Annotated in this window: 14 protein-coding genes; 13 read left to right on the top strand and 1 reads right to left on the bottom strand. The window is 34.0% G+C overall.

The features are described 5' to 3' along the window. Positions 1-215 precede the first annotated feature (215 nt). The 8 genes from ACRASX_RS13955 (at position 216) to ACRASX_RS13920 (ending at position 9,966) form a co-directional block, all read left to right on the top strand. On the top strand, positions 216-2,081 hold the full coding sequence (locus ACRASX_RS13955) for an alpha-amylase family protein (protein WP_432221664.1): 1,866 nt from the start codon (positions 216-218) through the stop codon (positions 2,079-2,081). 113 nt (positions 2,082-2,194) lie between these two features. Then, positions 2,195-3,082 carry a carbon-nitrogen hydrolase gene (locus tag ACRASX_RS13950; RefSeq protein ID WP_066306831.1) on the top strand — a complete coding sequence of 296 codons (888 nt, stop codon included), beginning with the start codon at positions 2,195-2,197 and terminating at the stop codon, positions 3,080-3,082. Positions 3,083-3,355: 273 nt separating this feature from the next. Next, positions 3,356-4,102 (top strand): 3-oxoacyl-[acyl-carrier-protein] reductase, encoded by a 747-nt coding sequence (gene fabG / locus ACRASX_RS13945; RefSeq protein ID WP_432221663.1) that lies wholly within the window; start codon positions 3,356-3,358, stop codon positions 4,100-4,102. Positions 4,103-4,184: 82 nt separating this feature from the next. After that, positions 4,185-6,212, top strand: coding sequence for a hypothetical protein (locus ACRASX_RS13940; protein ID WP_432221662.1), 2,028 nt, complete (start codon positions 4,185-4,187; stop codon positions 6,210-6,212). A 72-nt stretch (positions 6,213-6,284) separates the two neighbouring features. Next, the gene (locus ACRASX_RS13935) at positions 6,285-6,755 is read left to right on the top strand and encodes a hypothetical protein (RefSeq protein ID WP_432221661.1); all 471 of its coding nucleotides are present in this window, start codon (positions 6,285-6,287) and stop codon (positions 6,753-6,755) included. 138 nt (positions 6,756-6,893) lie between these two features. Next, a complete protein-coding gene (locus ACRASX_RS13930) occupies positions 6,894-7,790 on the top strand; it encodes a LysR family transcriptional regulator (protein ID WP_432221660.1) in 897 nt (298 codons plus the stop codon). A gap of 77 nt (positions 7,791-7,867) precedes the next feature. Next, a complete protein-coding gene (locus tag ACRASX_RS13925) occupies positions 7,868-8,833 on the top strand; it encodes a YeiH family protein (RefSeq protein ID WP_432221659.1) in 966 nt (321 codons plus the stop codon). A 134-nt stretch (positions 8,834-8,967) separates the two neighbouring features. Then, the gene (locus ACRASX_RS13920; RefSeq protein WP_432221658.1) at positions 8,968-9,966 is read left to right on the top strand and encodes a zinc dependent phospholipase C family protein; all 999 of its coding nucleotides are present in this window, start codon (positions 8,968-8,970) and stop codon (positions 9,964-9,966) included. A 261-nt stretch (positions 9,967-10,227) separates the two neighbouring features. On the opposite strand, the gene ACRASX_RS13915 is transcribed toward ACRASX_RS13920, so the two are convergent. Further along, positions 10,228-12,324 carry an LTA synthase family protein gene (locus ACRASX_RS13915; protein WP_432221657.1) on the bottom strand — a complete coding sequence of 699 codons (2,097 nt, stop codon included), beginning with the start codon at positions 12,322-12,324 and terminating at the stop codon, positions 10,228-10,230. Positions 12,325-12,698: 374 nt separating this feature from the next. On the opposite strand from ACRASX_RS13915, the gene ACRASX_RS13910 reads away from it, so the two are divergent. The 5 genes from ACRASX_RS13910 to ACRASX_RS13890 are packed head-to-tail and all read left to right on the top strand — an operon-like array spanning position 12,699 to position 21,413. Beyond that, complete coding sequence (locus ACRASX_RS13910) at positions 12,699-13,361, top strand: response regulator transcription factor (protein ID WP_066306814.1); 663 nt, start codon at positions 12,699-12,701, stop codon at positions 13,359-13,361. Positions 13,362-13,367: 6 nt separating this feature from the next. Further along, a complete protein-coding gene (locus ACRASX_RS13905; protein WP_432221656.1) occupies positions 13,368-14,768 on the top strand; it encodes a sensor histidine kinase in 1,401 nt (466 codons plus the stop codon). 50 nt (positions 14,769-14,818) lie between these two features. Further along, positions 14,819-19,153, top strand: a complete 4,335-nt coding sequence (locus ACRASX_RS13900) for a CusA/CzcA family heavy metal efflux RND transporter (RefSeq protein ID WP_432221655.1) — start codon at positions 14,819-14,821, stop codon at positions 19,151-19,153. A gap of 10 nt (positions 19,154-19,163) precedes the next feature. Next, positions 19,164-20,279 (top strand): efflux RND transporter periplasmic adaptor subunit, encoded by a 1,116-nt coding sequence (locus ACRASX_RS13895; protein WP_432221654.1) that lies wholly within the window; start codon positions 19,164-19,166, stop codon positions 20,277-20,279. Positions 20,280-20,294: 15 nt separating this feature from the next. Next, entirely contained in the window at positions 20,295-21,413 is a 1,119-nt protein-coding gene (locus tag ACRASX_RS13890) for a VIT1/CCC1 transporter family protein (RefSeq protein ID WP_432221653.1), read from the top strand. The last annotated feature ends 325 nt before the right edge of the window (positions 21,414-21,738 follow it).

The following is a 21,738-nucleotide window of genomic DNA, read 5'->3' as shown; positions in this document are numbered from 1 at the left end:
AATTTAACAAAAACCAATCAACCCCGCTGTTAATTAGGAATTATTTATAATTGATTTTGGAATTGTCTGCCTTTAAATTATTAACAAAATCAATCACTCTCTCGTTGTAGTGCGAGAAAAGTAGCCTTTAAAAAGGTTTATGCTCGTGGAGTGCAATCCAATCTGAAAATAAAGTTTAATTTTAAAACTATTAATTATTTCCAAGTCAAAAAATTATGCACAAATTACTATACGTACCACTTTCTGTCTTACTCCTTACATCAGGCTGTAAAACCCAGCAAAATACAATTGTATCCGAGAAAGATTCTGAGTCTAAAAATCAAAAAATTGTCGTCTATCAGGTTTTTACCCGTTTGTTTGGTAATCAAAATACAAACAATAAGCCGTGGGGAACAATTGTAGAAAATGGAGTAGGTAAGTTTGATGATTTTAATCAAAAAGCATTGCAAGAAATTAAAGAGTTGGGTGTGACTTATGTTTGGTATACTGGCGTTCCACATCACGCCGTAGTTACTGATTATACTTCTTTAGGCATTTCTAATGATGATCCAGAAGTCGTAAAAGGTCGAGCGGGCTCGCCTTATGCGGTTAAAGATTACTACAATGTAAATCCAGATTTGGCTGTACATCCAAAAAATCGTTTGCAAGAATTTGAAGCACTAATTTCGCGAACACACAAAGCCGATTTAAAGGTTATTATAGATATTGTTCCCAATCACATCGCTCGTAAGTACGACGGAAAAACAAATCCTGATGGAGTGGTTGATTTTGGAAAAAATGACGACACTTCCGTGGAATACAAACGTAACAATAACTTCTATTATATTCCCAATGAAGCATTTGAAATTCCGGATGGAGATGTGCCGTTAAATCAAGAAAGCAACCCGCTGATTGATGGGGAATTTGACGAATATCCTGCAAAATGGACGGGAAATGGATCCCGAAAAACAAAGCCTGATCTTAATGATTGGTACGAAACTGTAAAAGTAAATTATGGCGTTCGTCCTGATGGAACTAAAGATTTTTCAGAATTACCTGTGGGTTTTGAAAAGAAAAACTATCAAGAGCATTTTAATTTTTGGAAAAGCAAAGACGTGCCAGATTCTTGGAAAAAGTTTAAAGACATTGCTTTGTATTGGATCGATAAAGGAGTAGACGGGTTTCGATACGATATGGCAGAAATGGTTCCGTATGAGTTTTGGAGCTATATGAATTCGGCGATTAAAGTAAAAAATCCAAACGCTTTTTTAATGGCTGAAGTTTATAATCCGAAGGAATACCGCAATTACATTCATTTAGGAAAAATGGATTATTTGTATGATAAAGTCGAAACGTATGATAAATTGAAAGACGTAATTCACGGAAAATCAAATCCAGATGGATTGAGTTGGATACAAAAAGAAATGAGTGATATTGAACATCAGATGTTGCACTTTGTAGAAAACCACGACGAGCAGCGTATTGCAAGTCCAGAATTTGCAGGAAATGCAGAAAAAGGTAAACCAATGATGGTGTATTCGGCAACCGTGAGTACGTCGCCAACAATGATTTACTTTGGACAAGAAGTAGGTGAAAAGGCAGCCGAAAATGCGGGTTTTGGAACGGAATCTCGAACATCAATTTTTGATTACATCGGCGTTCCTAATCATCAACGTTGGATGAGCAAGGGTAAATTTGATGGAACACAATTAACAACAGCTGAAAAAGAATTGCGTGATTTTTATAAGAGATTGCTGAATTTTACAATTTCTAGTCCTGCATTGATGGGCGATTACCAAGAAATTCAAACCTACAACAGAATTAATTCAGCGGCTTATCCTCAAAATGTATATTCGTTCGCACGTTGGTCTACTAAGCAAAAATTACTTGTTGTTACTAATTTTGATTCTGAAGAAAATATAAAATTTGATTTAATATTTCCGTCTGACTTAATTTTAAAATGGAATTTAAAAGATGGAGCCTACCAGATGAAAGATCAGTTGTATCCAAAAAACAATACTAATTTACTAGTAAAAAATGGAGTTGGAATGCTTCAAATTGAAATGCAACCTTTAGAATCTTTTATTTTTCAGCTGGAATAATTTTTATTATTTTTTCAAGGAATGAATTGTGATTACAAACGATCAAACTTTATAATTTCATTTACAAAATCTCTTCATTTATTTGCCTATTTTTGCTGACTAAATTTTATATCATGCCAAACAAAAAGTACAAAATTGCGGTTATACAATTGAACTTAAATGACGTTGCCGAAAACAACCTAAAAAAATGTTTAAAATGGGTTCGTGACGCGGCCAATAAAGGTGCGGAAGTTATTTTATTGCCCGAATTATACAGCAGTCATTATTTCTGTCAGAGCGAAGATGTTGATAATTTTGCTTTGGCTGAACCTTTATATAGCACATCGTTTATTGCCTTTAGCGCTTTAGCAAAAGAATTAGGCGTTGTTATTATTGTTCCGTTTTTTGAAAAAAGAATGGCCGGAATTTATCACAACAGTGCATACATTATTGATGCAGATGGTACAGAAGCTGGATTGTACCGTAAAATGCACATTCCAGATGATCCACACTTTTATGAGAAGTTTTATTTTACACCAGGTGATTTAGGGTTTCAAGCTTTTCAAACTCAAAAAGGAAAAGTCGGAACTTTAATTTGCTGGGATCAATGGTACCCAGAAGCAGCTCGATTGACAGCTTTAAAAGGTGCTGAAGTATTATTTTATCCTACAGCAATTGGATGGCATCCGCAAGAAAAAGAGCAGTATGGAGAGAATCAACATGGTGCTTGGATGAATGTAATGAAAGGACATGCGGTTGCAAATGGGGTTTATGTTGCAGCAGCAAACCGTATTGGTTTAGAGCAATACATACCAGGAACAGAAGGAATTCAGTTTTGGGGATCTTCGTTTATTGCAGGGCCTCAAGGAGAAATTTTAGCCCAAGCATCGAACGATCAAGAAGAAATTTTAATTGCCGAAGTCGACTTAGATTTACAAGAAAATGTCCGTCAGAATTGGCCTTTTTTTAGAGACAGAAGAATTGATGCTTTTGGTGAAATTACTAAAAGAGCAATAGACTAATTGTGCTTTAATCTAGTATAGTAAAAACCGTTTCTGAGTAAGAAGCGGTTTTTTTTATTTGATAAACCAAATTTAGCTAAAAAAGCATCTTATAGCTATTGTGGTTTTTTTTAAAAAGTAAATATCTTATATTTGACGAGCCGTTTTTAGCCCTGATGCTAGAGGAAATCCTTTTTTGTTTTTCTTTAAAACAAAAAAGATTGGAACGGACAGCAGGATTAGCTTCAATAAAAAGCGTACTGTGGCCTAAATAAAATTAAAACTATTTTTAAAATGAAATTACTAGAAGGAAAAGTTGCCATAATTACAGGTGCTAGTCGTGGAATTGGAAAAGGAATTGCGGAAGTTTTTGCCAAAAATGGTGCTAATATTGCTTTTACTTACAGCTCTTCGGTCGAGTCGGCCAATGCTTTGGAAGTAGAGTTGAACGCGATGGGAATTAAGGCGAAAGGTTACCAATCTAACGCCGCTGATTTTAATGAAGCGCAAACCTTTGTTGATGCGGTTTTGGCTGATTTTGGAACCGTGGATATCTTGATAAACAATGCTGGAATTACCAAAGATAATTTGATGATGCGCATGTCTGAAGCTGATTTTGACCAAGTTATTGACGTCAATTTGAAATCAGTTTTTAATATGACCAAAGCGATTCAGAAAACTTTTTTGAAGAAACGCGCTGGTTCTATCATTAATATGAGTTCAGTTGTGGGTGTAAAAGGAAACGCGGGACAGACCAATTATGCAGCTTCAAAAGCTGGAGTTATTGGTTTCTCTAAGTCAGTTGCTTTAGAATTAGGTTCGCGTAACATTCGTTGTAACGTTATTGCTCCCGGTTTTATTGAAACAGAAATGACAGCCAAATTAAGTGAAGATGTGGTAAAAGGCTGGAGAGACGGAATTCCGTTAAAACGCGGTGGAACGACCGAAGATGTAGCTAATGCTTGTCTTTTCTTTGCTTCTGACATGAGCGGTTACGTGACTGGACAAGTGATGAATGTGTGTGGAGGAATGTTAACTTAATAATTTAATGATTTCACAATTGAACTATTTAAAGATTGATAATTCTTAAATTTTTCAATCTTTTAATTTTTCAATCCATTTTATGACTACAAACACCATTCTATTACTCTTTTTATCAGTTGTATTAGCGGGCGGTTTGTCGTTTTTTCAATATTATTACAAAGCCAAAAGCAAGTCAAAGGTACTATTGCTTTTGGCTTTTTTGCGTTTTACTTCGATTTTCGCTTTATTGGTTTTGTTGATTAATCCTGTAATTACTAGTAATTCACTCGAAATTATTAAAACACCATTACCAATTGTCGTCGATAATTCGAGTTCAATTGAAGCTCTTAATTCTAAAGAAAAATTACTCGAATTGTATCAGGAATTGAGTAAAAATCCTGCCCTACAAGAAAAATTTGCGGTAGAATCATTTCAGTTCGATTCGGAATTTAAAGCCAGCAAAACATTTGATTTTAAAGGGAAACAAACCAATTTTGATGGAATTGCCAAAGGTCTAAAAGCCATTTACAAGAATAGTGTCTATCCAACAATTATTATCACCGATGGAAATCAAACGACAGGAAATGATTATGTGTACCGATTTGACGCTACAAATAAAATTTTCCCTGTAATTGTGGGTGATACCACTACTTTTTTAGATTTAAAAATTGACCAACTCAACGTAAATAAGTATGCTTTTTTAAAGAATAAATTTCCCCTAGAAGTGTTTTTGAGCTATTCTGGAAATAAAAATAGTATTGCCGATTTTACCATAAAAAATGGTAATACTGTAGTTGTTAAAGAAAAAGTAAGTTTTTCTGGCAGTAAAAGAACAGCTACTTTAAATGTGCTTTTGCCTGCCGATCAAGTAGGTTTGCAAGTATTTAAAGCATCCGTTTTTAGTTCAGAAAAAGAAAAAAACAGCTATAATAACGTTAAGAATTTTGCGGTTGAAGTAATCGACCAAAAAACGACCGTTGCTATTGTTTCAGCAATAAATCATCCTGATATAGCGGCGCTAAAGCGTGCTATTGAGTCGAATGCACAACGTAAAGTTATTTTGCTAAAGCCCAATCAAGTCGAATCGGTGCAAGATTATAATGTTTTGGTATTGTATCAACCCAATGCGAGTTTCAAAAAACTTTATGAAGCGAATGCCAAAGCGGGAATTAATGCTTTTGTAGTTACAGGAAATTCGACCGATTTTAATTTTTTAAATCAGCAGCAAAATGAGCTGATTTTTAAATTGAGTAATCAGAAAGAAGATTATCTCGCAGATTTCAACACGCAGTTTAATTTATTTGCTTTGGAAGACATTGGTTTTGAAAATTTTCCACCATTAGAAAATGCATTTGGAACCATTACCACAAACGGATCGGTTTCAAATTTATTAAGTAGTAAGATTAGAAACGTTGCAACTAATGCTCCATTATTGGCTTTCGCCGAAAACGGTGGAAAACGGTCTGCTTTTCTACTAGGAGAAAATAGTTGGAAATGGCGTTTGCAAAGTCATGTTCAAGAGCAATCCTTCGCTAAATACGATCTGTTTATTGATAAAATAATTCAATATTTAGCTTCTAATAGTTCAAAAAAATCATTGGTTGTAACACACGAAAGTTTTTATAATTCGGGCGAAGCAATTGTAATCAATGCGCAATATTTTAATAAAAATTATGAGTTTGATGAGAAAGCACAATTGACAATTTCAGTTGTTAATTCATCTACCAAACAAACAAAAAATTATGATTTATTAAAGGGAAGCAATTCTTACGCTGTTAATTTGGACGGTTTGGATGCTGGGAAATATAAGTTTACTGTGAAAGAATTACAGTCGAAATCTTCCTACTCTGGTAGTTTTGAAATTTTAGATTTTGATATCGAAAAGCAGTTTGTCAATCCAGATGTAAATAAATTGCAACAGCTGGCGCAAGAAACGAATGGGAAAGCGTATTTTGATAATCAGGTTTCCGATTTAGTAGCGGAATTAATTAAAAATGAAGATTATAAAGCCATTCAGAAAAAAGTTTCTAAAAAAACCGCGTTAATAGATTGGTACTGGTTACTAATTAGTATTGCTGTAGCTCTTAGTTTAGAGTGGTTTATCAGGAAATACAATGGACTGCTTTAAGAAGTTTTGAAGTTATAAAGATGGGAAGTTGCAAAATATAGAAGCTATGTGTAATGCTAAAAAAACAGTGCGATGAAATATATGACTTTAGTAGTGGTACTTGCATTTTGCTCTTTTAATTTATATTCATGGAAAGAATTTAAGATAGAATGGGTTGAAAATCTCAAAGGAGATTTTTCATTTTCACGTAAGCATAGTTTAAAAAGTGAAGCTTGGTGTTATGAGTATGCTGGAGTTTCAGAAATTACGGTAAAAAAGCTTAACAAAGATTCTATTGAATGTTACACCTTAGCTAATGCTGCTACACATTCTACTCTGAATTTTTACATTATTAATGATATTGTCAGTAATCCGAGAATTGAATTAAATAGTATAACTGATGGAAAGCGAACTTTTTTTTGCAATAAAGCATTAATTAAAGTTGATAAAAAAGCAATGCAAAGAGGAATATTAAAAGCTGAATTTGATATGAAATTTAATCATGTGGAAAATCCAAAAAAGCAAATGTTTTGGAAAGGGAAAATCTACGCCAAAATAAGGTAAAGCATAACACATAATAGCCGTTACTAGCAACTTGTGATTTAGTCGAACATACTAGAATTCATATGTAGTAAAGTGCTAGTAGGACCAAGACGTTATATAGTTTTCCAGAAATTACTTCATTTAATTAAAATTTTTGCAATGGATTTCAGACTTAAAGTTTTTTACGCAGTTGCCAACCGATTGAGTTTTACTAAAGCTTCGACCGAATTGTACATTTCGCAACCTGCGGTTTCTAAGCACATTCAAGAATTGGAGGAACTCTACAAAATTAAACTTTTTGAAAGAAACGGATCTAAAATTGAACTGACCGAGGCCGGAAAAGTTCTTCTAAGACACACGAAAACCATCTTTGAAATTTACCGCACAATCGACTTTGACATGAGCACCTTGCTTACTGAGCGTCAAGGTTTGCTGCGTTTGGGTGCGAGCACCACTATTTCGCAGTATGTTATTCCGCCGTTATTGGCTAGTTTCCATCAGAAAATGCAAGATATAAAAGTCAATTTGCTAAATGGAAATACGGAGCAAATAGAAGTGGCTTTGCTTAATAAAGAAATTGAAATTGGTATTGTTGAAGGTCAGTCTAAAAATCAATCTATTAAGTACAGTCCCTTTTTAAAAGATGAATTGGTTTTGGTCTGCAACAACAGTCATTCGTTAATTACTCAAAAAGAACTTACAATACATGACTTAAAAAACCTCAAGTTTGTTACACGTGAACGAGGTTCTGGTACTTTAGAGGTAATAGAACATGAGCTTAAAAAAGCAGGTTTAAAACCCAATCAACTGCAAATAGAAATGCGCTTAGGAAGTACCGAAAGTATTAAATCGTATTTATTAAACTCCGACTGTGTGGCTTTCATGTCCATTCACGCGGTTAGTAAAGAACTTAAAAATAATGAATTAATGGTTTTAGATGTGCAATCACTCGACATTGAGCGGTATTTTTACATCATTACCCTGCAAGGTAAATCGGATGCACTAACAGAACTCTTTATTCATAATCTTGCTACTCATTATAATTTAAAGTTATAGCGTATTGTTATTTACAATTGGCGAATTGTAGTTATTCTGCTGACCTTTGTCAACACAATAACCAACATATCATTCTCATGAAAGTCAATTCAATACCACAAGAACAGTTAATAGAAATTAATCCACGAATGCAACAATTTATATATATTGTAGTTGTCGCTTTATGTCTTTTTTCAATAATTTCCGCACCAATCGCTTTACTTTTAGGCCTGTTAGTAGCGAATTTAACAGGCAATCCTTTTCAAAGTTTTAGCAGTAAATCAATACCTTTTTTACTTCAATTTTCAGTAGTAGGTTTGGGATTCGGAATGAACGTGGCGAGCGCGATTTCAGCTGGAAAAGAGGGTTTTACTTTAACAGTTGCTTCTATATTTTCTACATTACTTTTAGGAACATTTCTAGGAAAATGGTTTGCGATCGATAAAAAAACAGCGCATCTCATCTCTTGCGGAACTGCAATTTGTGGTGGAAGTGCCATTGCAGCCATTGCTCCAGTCATTAAATCTGAAGAAAAGCAGACTTCAGTCGCATTAGGAGTTATTTTTATTCTAAATTCCATTGCATTATTTTTATTTCCGTATTTAGGACACGAATTTAATTTGTCGCAAAGAGATTTCGGTTTGTGGTGTGCGGTCGCCATTCACGATACCAGTTCTGTAGTAGGAGCAGCAAGTCGTTACGGTGCCGAGGCATTGCAAATTGCAACAACGGTAAAACTGGCGCGTGCTTTATGGATCATTCCCGTAGCGCTGCTAACTTCAGTTATCTTTAAAAACAAAAAAACTAAAATTCAAATTCCTTATTTTATTGGTCTATTTATCGTGGCAATGTTGCTAAACAGCTATGTTCCTGAAATAAAATATGTAGCGCCAACAATTGTAAATTTGGCACAAATAGGTTTAACAATCACACTTTTTTTAATTGGTTCAGGTTTAAATTTTTCTGTTTTAAAAGCGGTAGGAGTGATGCCTTTATTGCAAGGTGTTTTACTGTGGCTTTTTATTGCAACTGCAGCACTTTTAGCTATTCTTTATTTAGTTTAAAAAATCTGACGGTATCCACTATTTATAATTAGAGTTGGTTTTTTTTAAGAAAAGTTAAAATAACAGATTCTTAATCCAACTTTGATTAAATTATCTTTAAAAGAAATACCTTTGCCGTTCAAATTTAATCACACATGAAAAACTTAAAAATGAATCGAAAAACAAGTGCAATAGTGGCACTTGTAATAGGTTTTATCACCCTATCTTGGGGAATCGTAGGACATGAGCGCATCAATAAAGCGGCAGTTATGGCGCTACCAGAATCGATGTTGCCCTTTTTTTACAATCATATCGATTTTATCACGCAAGAATCTTCTGTTCCTGACATTCGAAAGTATGCATTGAAATACAAAGATGAAAATCCGAGACATTATTTCGACATGGAAAATTTCGGTAACTTAGATAGCATTCCGAAAACAATGGCTGAATCCACTGCAAAATACGACGCTAAGTTTTTATACACCAATGGTACCTTACCTTGGTTCATTGAAGAAATGATGATCAAATTAACGCAAGCTTTTAAAGATAAGAATAGAGCTGAAATTTTATTTTTGGCCGCCGATTTAGGACATTATATTGGCGATGCGCACATGCCGTTGCACACTTCTGCAAACCACGATGGCCAATTGACCAACCAAAAAGGAATTCATTCTCTTTGGGAGAGCAGACTGCCAGAATTGTTTGTGAAAGATTATAAATTTAATGTTGCGCCAGCGGAGTATTATGAAGACGTTCACAAAGCCACTTGGGACTTAATGAAGGATACACACAGTTTGGTTGACCCACTTTTAGCTGTCGATAAAAAACTGAGAGATGCTACGCCAGAAAATCAAGTATTTTTGGTGGACGCTGAAGGAAAAATTGTAAAAAGTAAATACAACTCAGCTCGATTTTCTGATGCTTACGCGCTAAAACTTCATACTGAGTTAAACGGAATGGTAGAAAGTCAGATGAAAAAAGCCATTACTGCAACAGCCAGTTTTTGGTATACTGCTTGGGTAAATGCAGGAAAACCGGACTTAAGTGATCTGGACGCACCCGAATTGACCAAAAGAAACAGTAAAGCATTAAAACAAGATGTCAAGTTATTCGCAAAAGGACAATTATTCGGTTTCAAAAATCAAAATGATTAGAGTTTGATAGATTCAGAGTTATAAAGGATCAAAGTTAAAGCTTGAAAATAATATTTAGAGTACAATAAAAGCCTCAAATTGTAGTACAGTTTGAGGCTTTCTTTTTGGAGCTACTTCCTGCTGTGCACTATATCTTTTGGGCGAACCCCGCCCCAAAAGGATGCCGCTTCCATCAGGGCTAGTACTCTCGCTTCATCATAAGTTATTCTCAGCTTAAAACGTTTACATCTTTGCTCCTCTGAAGTTCAAGACCTTTTTTACTTACAAAGCATTATATTTCTTCTTTTTCAATACATCCGAAGCGGTTTGATAAAATGAAAGCGTTTCATTAATTAAATCAGTTCGTGGTTTTGCAAGTGGAGTTTGATCGTAATAAATTTGAAATTCTGGCGCAACTCCTTCCTTTGGATTCAATTTTAATTCAAATTGTTTGACGTCCTGCTTAGGTGATAAAACAGTCAAAACTCCATCTTTAATTAGGCCTAAATCTTGGTAAGTCGCAATCAAAGCACGTGGTTTATAGTCTGCTTTTAAGACATCTTGACCAAAAAATTTGCTTTGGTAAGTAAAGTTTAAAATTCCGAATAAAGTGGGCATCAAGTCTATTTGTGACATCAATTGATTGTATTTGTTAGGAGCCACAAAACCTGGACTATAAATCATTGCCGGAATACGGTATTTGTCTATAGGAAGAGATGTTTTCCCAGCGCTAGAAGCACAATGATCTGCAACAATGACAAACACCGTATTTTTAAACCAAGCTTGTTTTTTAGCCATTTCAAAAAATTCCTTCATTGCAAAATCGGTGTATTTTACACCACCATCACGTGATTTGATGTCTCCAGGAATATCAATTTTATGGTTTGGATAGGTAAAAGGCCTATGGTTACTGACCGTCATAATATGATTAAAGAATGGTTTACCAGAAAGGCTTTCCTGATTCATTACTTGCAATGCCTTCTTGTACATATCTTCATCGCAAACACCCCAAACATTAGAGAAGGTAATTTCGCTTGGCAAAAAACTATTTTTATCTACAATGTCATAACCGTTTCCACCAAAAAAATCCTGCATATTATCAAAAAATGCATTTCCACCATACATGAATTTTACGGTATAATCTCGTTCCTTTAATAAAGCTCCTGTAGAAAATTTAGTTTTATTATCTACTCTTTTTAGTACACTTTCGCCAGCCGTTGGTGGTAAACATAAAGTAACTGCTTCTAATCCACGAACGGTTCTGTTTCCTGTTGCATACAAATTAGTGAATTGTAAACTTTGAGTGGCAAGACTGTCTAAAAAAGGAGTTAGCGCACCTTCATTTCCATAGGCTTTCATAAACTCTGCACTGAAGCTTTCGATAGTGATTAAAACTACGTTTTTATGAATTTCAGCACTGTCACTTTTTATTGTTCGTAGCGTGCTTTCTGTTTTAAGACCAGGTAATTGCTCATCCAAAATTTGATAAGCTTCAGAATTAGGAAGCGTTTTGTAAAACTTAAAATAATCCAATTCACTGTCTTTAAAAGCTTTATAAAATTTATACAATCCATTCGATTGTAGTTCATTGGCAAATAGATTAGTGGAGTTCTCTAGTTTTGCCAGAGCTGGAATTGTAACTAATGAAATTCCCAATAGTAGTAAATAGACAACCGAAAGTTTTATTTTTTCAATAAAACTCGGAATAGAATCAATGTAAATTCTTGATCTTTTTACAATTAAGTAAGTAAAGATTCCAGCAATTACAAACAGTGCAGCAAAGATCGGAACTACAGGATACGATTCCATTATATTTCCGATAACTTCATTAGTATATACCAGATAATTAACAGCTATAAAATTATATCTAACTCCAAATTCGTTCCAAAAAAAGTATTCGCTAATTCCGTTTTGAATAATCAGTAACACATATAAAAAGAGGGTAAAAGAAAACAACCAATAACGTATGGCATTTCTATATTTTGGTAAAAAAAGAAGCAAAGCAAACAAGGCAGTTTTAAGTCCAATAAAAATCATTCCAACTCGAGCGAGTCCGCCGCCATATTCGGTTAAGATACTTTTTCCAGAAGCTACATAGGCAAAAAGAAGCACGAATAGACCTAAAATAATAAAACCTGTAGGCTTGTTATATTTAGAATTGGAAATGAATAGGAGATAAACGAATAGAAATACGCTGGCGATTATAAAAACAAATAAGTCAGATACTAGACCGAATCCAAATATTTTTAAAAGCTCAATTAAACCAAATTTTGATTGGGTTATGGGATGAAATATCAGGATGATCCTAATGATACAATTAATTATAAAGTAGAAAAGAGCAAGATAATAATATGGTGCTGTTTTTTTTAATAGATTCATTGCTAATTATTTTTTATAAAATGTACAGCAAAAGTATAATCTTGATTTAGGAATAGTATTAAGATTAGCTTAAGATGGTAAAAGAAAGCGAATTAAAAGCGTAACTGTTTCTATTTTTGTGATATAAAGCTTTAAAATTAAATGATTAACTCAATGTCGTGGTAAAGTATATTTTTCATCATAGGACTATTGGTTTCTTTAAATAAAAGTTTTTTAATAGTTGAAAACTTTTCTATGGTAAGATGACTTCGGTTAGAATTTATCTTTTGGATTAAATTTTTTTAGATTTACATTCTAAATCTTTATAAAAGAAGTGCTGCCTTGTCTGCGAATATTGGTACGTTGGAATTTAAATTTATAGTAGAGTAATAAAAATGAATATTTTAATAGTAGAAGACGAAATCGGAATTATACAATTTCTTCAACAAGGATTAGAGGAAGAGGGCTATGCAATAACTACCGCTTCTGATGGATTGATGGGTTTAGAATTGTTCAAAAAAAACAACTTTGATTTAATTTTACTAGATTGGATGTTGCCTAAAATGAGTGGATTAGAGCTTTGTAAAGCCATTCGAACTAGAGATAAAAAAATACCAATCTTGTTTTTAACAGCAAAGGATACCATTCAGGAAACTGTAGAAGGTTTGCAATCGGGTGCCAACGATTATATTAAAAAACCATTTAGCTTCGAAGAATTGGTAGAACGAATAAAAATACATTTTAGAACGCAAGCGTCAGACGAATTTTTGCACTTAGGTAAAATTAAAATAGATACAGTTCAACATCTGGTCTTTAGTGATAATGTGCTAGTTTCTCTGACACAACGCGAATTTGAGCTGTTGTCTTACTTGATTAAAAACAAAGGAAAAGTGTGTACGCGCAATCAAATTATCGAAGATGTTTGGAAGATCTATTTTGAATATGATACGGGTGTTATTGACGTCTTTATAAATGCGATTCGAAAAAAATTAAATATAAAGATCGAGGAAGATTGCATTAAAACAATCAGAGGTGTCGGTTATATCGCAAATGATTAAGTAGCTATGCAAAAACTTTCTTTTAAAAATAGAATTGCGTTCCATTATATTATCACAACCGCTTTATTGATTTTTGTGGTCTTTTCGGCTATATATTCTATTGTAAAATATAGTGTTTACAACCATCTAAATACTGACATTTCTAGAGAGGTTCAAAATCATTTGAGCGAAATTGAAGTAAAAGATGATAATTTTCGACTCGTTCATCTCGAAGAATGGAACGAACGCGAACACAATACCTTAGATGTAAATCCTGTTTTTATTCAGTTTTTAAATGAAAATAAAGAATCCATCGAAAAATCTCCAAATCTTAAAAGCGAAAACTTAAAGTTTAATTTTTCGACCGAGAACTATGAATTGTATGACACTAAATTATTGAACAATAAGATTCGGCAAATTCAAGTTCCCATCTATAGTGAGTCGAAGTTAATTGGTTACTTACTTGTTGCGATGTCTCTAGAAGGCGCCGCGATGGTATTAACAAACTTATCTGAAATTCTACTTATTGCCTATCCTCTAATATTAGTACTACTTTTTTTTATTGCGCGTTTTATTGCTGGTCGAAGTATTAAACCAATTAGTGCTATTATTAAAACAGCTAATATTATTACAAAAGATAACCTGAAATCTCGAATCGTTTTGCCGCAAAAAAAAGATGAATTGTTCGTTTTATCACAAACCATAAATAGTTTACTGGATCGCATAGAAACTACCATTGATCGAGAAAAACAATTCACGTCAGATGCTTCGCACGAATTGCGCACGCCGCTAACCGTTATCAAAGGAACTTTGGAAGTTTTGATACGAAAACCAAGAGATAATGAAGAGTATCAAAACAAAATTAAATATTGTATTTCCGAAGTCAATCGACTCAATCATTTGGTAGATCAACTTCTCTTATTAGCACGATTTGAAAATCAAAACCAGTCGCTAAAGATTGAAGAGTTGAGTTTAAATTCAATTATTTCAGAAGTTTTATCTCGCTATTCAACAGTAATCGAGACTAAAAAGTGTAAAATCAGTAGTAATTTTTCTGAAGATTTTACTGTTAAGTCTGATCATTATTTACTAGCGATTGTTTTAAATAATCTAATCTCGAATGCCTTAAAATATTCGAAGGAAAACGGAACGTTGCAAATTCAATTATTCAGCTCTACTGAACAGGTAGAATGTGCAATTATCGATAGTGGAATTGGAATTGCAGAAAGTGATTTGGAAAAGATATTTCATCAATTTTACAGATCGAATGTGGGCGAGCATCCTGAAATTAAAGGAACTGGTCTCGGACTGTCGATCGTTCGTAAACTGTGTTTTTTATTGAAGGTTAACATTACAATTTCAAGCAAAGAAAATAGCGGAACTCGTGTTGTCTTAAGTTTTCCTAAGACGAGCTTAACCGAATCTTAAGACAATCCTTATCTTTAAGCATTACTTTTGAAATGTTAAATAAGATAAAAATGCTTGAAAAAATTATTGCTTTCAGTTTAAAAAACAAACTTATTGTTTTACTTTTCACTCTGGGAATTTTTGGATATGGAATGTTATCTTTATTTCAAATTTCAATTGGAGCTGTTCCTGATGTGACAAACAATCAAGTTCAAGTCATCACTACTTCAGAAAATCTTTCTACTCAAGATATGGAACAATACATTACGTATCCTGTCGAAATTGAAATGGCTAATTTACCTGGTGTAACCGAAATTCGATCTATTTCTAAATTTGGTTTGTCTGTCGTTACCATTGTTTTTGAAGAGGATTTGGGAACTTATTTACCAAGACAGCTCATCGCAGAAAAAATTAAAGCGGCGTCAGAGAAAATTCCACAGGGTTTTGGGACACCAGAAATGGGACCGATAACTACAGGTCTCGGCGAAATTTATCAATATACTTTAGAAGTAAAACCTGAATTCAAGGACAATTATTCCGTTTCAGACTTACGAACTATTCAAGATTGGGTGGTAAAACGTCAGTTATCAGGAATCAAAGGAGTGGTTGAAATAAATACGTGGGGAGGCTTTTTAAAACAGTACGAAATTGCAATTAAACCTTCCAGTTTAAAGGCGATGAATATAAACACCAGTGATGTTTTTACCGCATTGGAGAAAAATAACAGTATTGCTGGAGGAGCTTATATCGAAAAAGTAAATCAAAGTTATTTTATTCGAGGAGAAGGAAAAGTAAAGTCTCTTGAAGATATTGGTAATATTGTTGTGAAAAACATAAATGGATTGCCTATTTACATCAAAAATGTAGCAGATGTTCGTTTTGGTCATGCCAACCGTTTTGGAGCAATTACAGGAAATGGCGAAGGCGAAAAAGTACTCGGTCAAGTAATGATGCTTAAAGGCGCGAACTCCAAGCAGGTTATTGATGATGTGAAAGACAGAGTGGTGGAAATTCAGAAAACATTACCCGATGGCGTATATATCAATGGATTTCTTGAAAGAAGTGAATTAGTAGGTAAAACTACTTTTACTGTTGCTGAAAACTTAATTCTAGGTTGCTTAATTGTAATTTTTGTGGTAATTGTATTGCTCGGCAACTGGCGTTCTGGCTTAGTTGTCGCATCGGTGATTCCGTTGTGCTTGTTGTTTGCCATATCGTTTATGAATATTTTTGGAATAGATGCTAATTTAATGAGTCTCGGTGCCATTGATTTTGGAATTATTATAGACGGAGCGGTAATTATAGTAGAGTTTATCGCTTTTCAGATTGCTAGTAAAACTGCTCATTTGGTAGGTTTAGAAAAAGAAGAACGGCAATTAGAAATAGACCAAATCACGTATAAAAGTGCTTCCAAAATGATGAATTCAGCTATTTTTGGTCAGTTGATTATTTTGATAGTATTTATTCCAATTCTTTCACTTTCCGGAATCGAAGGCAAAATGTTTAGACCAATGGCAATGACCTTTAGTTTTGCTTTACTTGGTGCTATGCTCTTTTGTTTCACTTATGTTCCAGTTGTTTCTTCTTTATTTTTAAAACCAAAAGCGGAGAATCCGAAATCACTTTCCAGTAAATTAATACGTAAACTCAATTCTTGGTATTTGCCTGTAATTAGTTGGGCAATTGGTAATACTAAAAAAGTATTATACGGAGCACTAGGATTGCTATTGTTAGCTGTGGGATTATTTACAACGATGGGCGGAGAGTTTATTCCAACCTTAGATGAAGGCGATTTTGTAATTCAGCCCGTCTTGAAAACAGGAACTTCTTTGACCAAAACAATTGCTATTACAACCAAAATTGAGCAAATAATTCTTAAAAATTTCCCAGAAGTGACGCAAGTGGTTAGCCGAATTGGGGCAGCGGAAGTGCCAACGGATCCGATGTCAATGGAAGAGAGTGATGTTATCGTAAAATTGAAACCAAAATCAGAATGGACATCAGCAGCGAGCAAAGATGAATTGGCAGATAAAATAAAAGCAGCACTGGAACAAGAAATTCCAAACATGGAAATAGAATTTACGCAGCCAATTGAAATGCGTTTCAACGAATTAATTTCAGGATCACGATCTGATGTTGCGGTCAAAATTTTTGGAGACGATTTAGATATTTTAGCTAAAAAAGCACATGAAATTAAAAAAGCAATTGCCAACGTAGAAGGCGCGTCGGATGTTATTATTGAAAAAACGGAAGGATTGCCACAAATGTCAGTGGTTTACGATCGTTCTAAAATTGGGCGTTACGGTCTTAATATATCTGATTTAAACGAAATGATTGCGCTTGGTTTTGCCGGAAAAACAGTTGGAAATGTGTTTGAAGGAGAGAAGCGTTTTGATATGGTAATTCGACTGAATCAAGATAATCGGCATGATATTGAGGATTTACGCAATCTATACGTAGCCACTCCAAATGGCGAACAAATTCCGTTGCAAGAATTGGCTTCAATTGAATATACCGAAGGTCCAGCGAAAATTTCAAGGGAAAATACCAACAGACTTATTGCAGTTGGTATAAATGTAAGAAATCGTGATTTGCAAAGTGTTGTAACCGATATTCAAAAAATAGTGGAGAGTCAAATTAAGCTACCAGATGGTTATTATGTGAAGTACGGCGGACAATTTGAAAATTTACAAAGTGCCAAAGCTCGCTTGTTGATTGCGGTTCCAATCGCCTTATTTCTGATCTTTATCCTGTTGTATTTTGCCTTTGGGTCGGTAAAAGAAGCGTTGATGGTATATTCTGCTATTCCACTTTCGGCAGTGGGTGGCGTTTTATTCTTATGGATTCGTGACTTACCTTTCAGTATTTCGGCGGGAGTGGGATTTATAGCACTTTTTGGAATCGCTGTACTAAACGGAATTGTATTAATAGAGCATTTTAAAGAACTTAGACACCAAGGTATGAATGATATCGATGCGTTAATTTTAAAAGGAACTACAGATCGACTGCGCCCTGTTCTGTTAACTGCTGCTGCTGCTGCTTTAGGTTTTTTACCAATGGCAATTTCATCATCGGCTGGCGCAGAGGTGCAACGTCCTTTGGCAACAGTAGTAATTGGTGGTTTATTTACAGCAACAATCTTAACAATGATTGTACTACCTATTTTGTATAAGGTTTTCGAAAGTAGAGAATTCAAGACAGCTACGTTTAAAAAACACCAAAACACCACTTTTATTATTTTATTATTACTGAGTTCTTCTTTTGCATTTGCACAAACTTCTAATCCAGAATTAGACGATCTATTGTCAAAAGCGATGCAAAATAATAAAGGAATTAAAGCAGCTCAATTACAGGTAGATAAAACAAATGCTTCGATAAAAACGGCTTATACTTTTGATAAAACCACTATTTATTACAGTTATGATCAGAATAATTTAGCAATGAATGATCAGCCTTTAAAGGTTTTTGGAGTGCAACAGCGCTTTTCCTTTCCGACGGTTTACGCTGCGCAGAAAAAAGTGTATACTTCGGAATATGAAAAAGAAAAAGCCTTTTTCGAAATACAGAAAAACAAACTATCATTAGCGGTTTCTAAATCGTATCAGCATATTGTTTATCTGCAACATCAAGAAAAATTGTATCAGTATCTTGATAGTTTATATCAAAATTTCTCTCTAGCAAGTGACAGACGTTTTGAACTAGGAGAAACAAATTATCTAGAAAAAATTACTGCTCAAGCAAAATTTAGACAAATAGCAACGAAGCTTTCTCAAATAGATAAAGATAAAAAAGCGCAGTATGAACTGCTGCAATCGTTGTTACAAAGTGATGAAAAGATAGAGATACAAAAGAACACAATCGAACCCTTAAATTCATTTAATGATAAAGCAATCGAATTGTCTTACAAGGTTTATCTGGAGAGTGTTACCAAAACTTATCAAAGCCAAATTGATTTGGAAAAACAGTCTTGGTTACCGGATATTGGCTTAGATTATTTTCAGGGTAAAAATAATGGTATATCACAATCGCTATACGGGTTTACTGTTGGGGTAGCGGTACCTTTGTTTTTTTCGGGTAATGTTTCTAAATCGAAAGTAGCACAACTGCAATTGCTCAGTTGGGAACAGCAAAAACAAAACGAAGAATTAAAAATAGAACAGTACAGTAATCAAAAAACTAATGAATTAGACAAATATCAGGAGGCAATAAATTACTATACTATCTATGGCAAGAAATTATCCGATGAGATTATAAAGGTCGGAAATAGTAGTTTTAAACATGGTGAGATTGACTTTTTTCAATACATACAAAGTTTAGAAAATGCAACGACAATTCAAGTTGATTACTTGGACACTATTTTACAATTCAACCAAACCCAACTGGATTTACAATACTTAAATTTTTAATACTATTACAATGAAAAAGCTACTCTATATAACCGCTTTATCTCTGCTTTTATTCTCTTGCAAAGAAACAAAAACAGAAGAAGTACCTTTAAAAGAAAGTGATTTAATTTCGGTAACTGCTGCTCAATTTGAATCTTCAGGAATGGAAATTTCAAGTCCGGCGGAACAAAATTTTGATGTAACGGTTAAGGCGTCTGGTAAAATTGATGTACCACCGCAAAATCGGGCAAAAGTAACCACATTTATGGGAGGATATGTAAAGTCAACCAAGCTTTTGGTTGGCGATAAAGTAAAAAAAGGACAAGCTTTGTTGATACTAGAGAATGCAGAATTTTTAGATATTCAAAAAGATTATATGGAAGTGGCGGAGCAACTTACTTTCCTGAAATCAGAATACGACCGACAAAAAATTTTGTATGATGAAAAAATTACTTCCCAAAAAAACTACTTAAAAGCAGAAAGTGAATACAGAAGAGCCAAAGCGCTGCATCAAAGTTTGCGTGCTAAATTAGCGCTTTTGAATATTAATCCTAAAAATGTTGAGAATGGAAACTTGACTTCAACGATTACTGTTTTTTCTCCTATAGCTGGCGACATTGTGATACTGAATGCCAACGTAGGAATGTATGTTTCACCATCAGCTGTAATTTTAGAAATTGTAGACACAGATCACCTGCATTTAGAATTAGCTGTATTTGAAAAAGACATTTTAAAACTTGCAATTGGACAAAAAGTTCATTTTAAAGTTCCAGAAGCGTCAGCAGCTATTTTTAATGCAGAAGTACATTTGGTTGGCAAATCAATCGAAGGAAACGAAAGAACCATCAATGTCCATGCGCATTTAGACGATGCTATAAAGCAAAAATTATTGACAGGAATGTTTGTTGAAGCAAATATTATTGTAAACACTAAAAAAGGTTTGGCAATTCCGACTGAAGCACTATTGACATCGGATGACAAAAACTTTGTACTTTTAGTAGAGAATGAAAAAGATGGATATTCATTTAAAAAAGTAAGTGTTACCATTGGAGAAAGATCTGAAAAGTTTGTGGAGATAATTCCAAATGCTCAAATTAATACGGTATCAAAAATTTTAACAAAAGGCGTTTTTGATGTAGCCAACTAATTAAATAGGAGATAAATGGACCTAAATAAATTAAGAGACCAGTTGCAAACGGAAGTCGATACTTCGTTTTTATATGATCGCATTGCTGCTATTCAAAATGATGATAATTTGATAAGAGTATTGCAAAGTTTATCAGAAATTGAAAATGGACATGCCGAAAATATACTTCATAAAATTTCAAAATTTGATCCTAAATATACAATGCCATTGCCATCTTCAAGAGCCAAATTGCAATTGAAATTAGGTAAAATTTTCGGATACAATTCAATCATCAGCAGCCTTTCTAGTATAGAAAAACAGTTTGCAGTAAATGGAGTCAAAACTAAGCTTCAAAGTGGAGAAAAACCGACAGGTTTCGAACACAATCACCTCAAAATTATAGAAGCGGTAAATAATAATGCGGCATTGAATATCTCAGGAGGTTTTTTATCAAAATTCGAAAGCAGACATAAATCAGTAGGAGGAAACGCTTTGCGCGCCGCAGTTTTAGGTTCTAACGATGGTTTGGTTTCTAATATGAGTTTGGTGATGGGAGTGGCGGGAGCTGCGGTTTCTAACAATACTATTTTATTAACTGGTATTGCAGGACTTTTGGCCGGAGCAATTTCTATGGCTTTAGGCGAATGGCTTTCGGTACAAAGTTCGAGAGAATTGAACCAGCGACAAATTGACTTAGAAACAGAAGAATTGCAAGCGTCACCTGAGGAAGAGAAAAAAGAATTGGTTTTGTTGTATCAAGCCAAGGGAATGGATTTTGTTGAAGCACAAAAACTGGCCAATAAAGCTTTTGAAACCCACGAAACCGCTATCGACGCAATTATCAAAGAAGAGCTAGGTATTGATAAAGAAGAGTTAGGAGGTTCAGCCTGGGAGGCGGCCATTGCTTCTTTTGTTCTTTTTTCTATTGGAGCAATTATTCCATTATATCCATTCATGATTTTAGAAGGAAAAAATGCTATTTTATTAAGTGTTGGGAGCAGTGTAGTTGGCCTTTTTGGCATTGGTGCTGCTATTACGCTATTGACTGGTAAAAATGTTTTGTTTTCAGGCTTAAGGCAAGTTGGTTTTGGATTGGCTGCCGCAGCAATTACCTACGGAATTGGATCTTTAATTGGAGTTTCTTTAGCGGGATGATAAGTACAAAAATCTTTTAGAAAACGGTAGTCAATATCAACCTTAAAAACAATAAATATCAAGGATGGATATTTGCCCTTAGTAGTAAATCATTTTTCTTTTATTGTGGCAGTTTTAGCGATTGGAACTGTAATAGCGCAGCTAGTTGCTATTTGGCTCGGAATAATTCTGAACAATAAAATTAGAATTTCAAACTATAATTTTTAAATAAATAAATTGAGCCCAGCTACTATAAATAAAGGGGAAGTAATTCAGGACAATAAGTTTTTAACAATAAACAGTTGTTAAGTTAAATTAAAAATAGTCTTTTTAAGAAAATTACCTG

This window comes from Flavobacterium sp. TMP13, from assembly GCF_050847115.1.
In the GTDB taxonomy this organism is placed as follows: domain Bacteria; phylum Bacteroidota; class Bacteroidia; order Flavobacteriales; family Flavobacteriaceae; genus Flavobacterium.
This window is presented reverse-complemented; position numbering and strand designations above follow the sequence as displayed.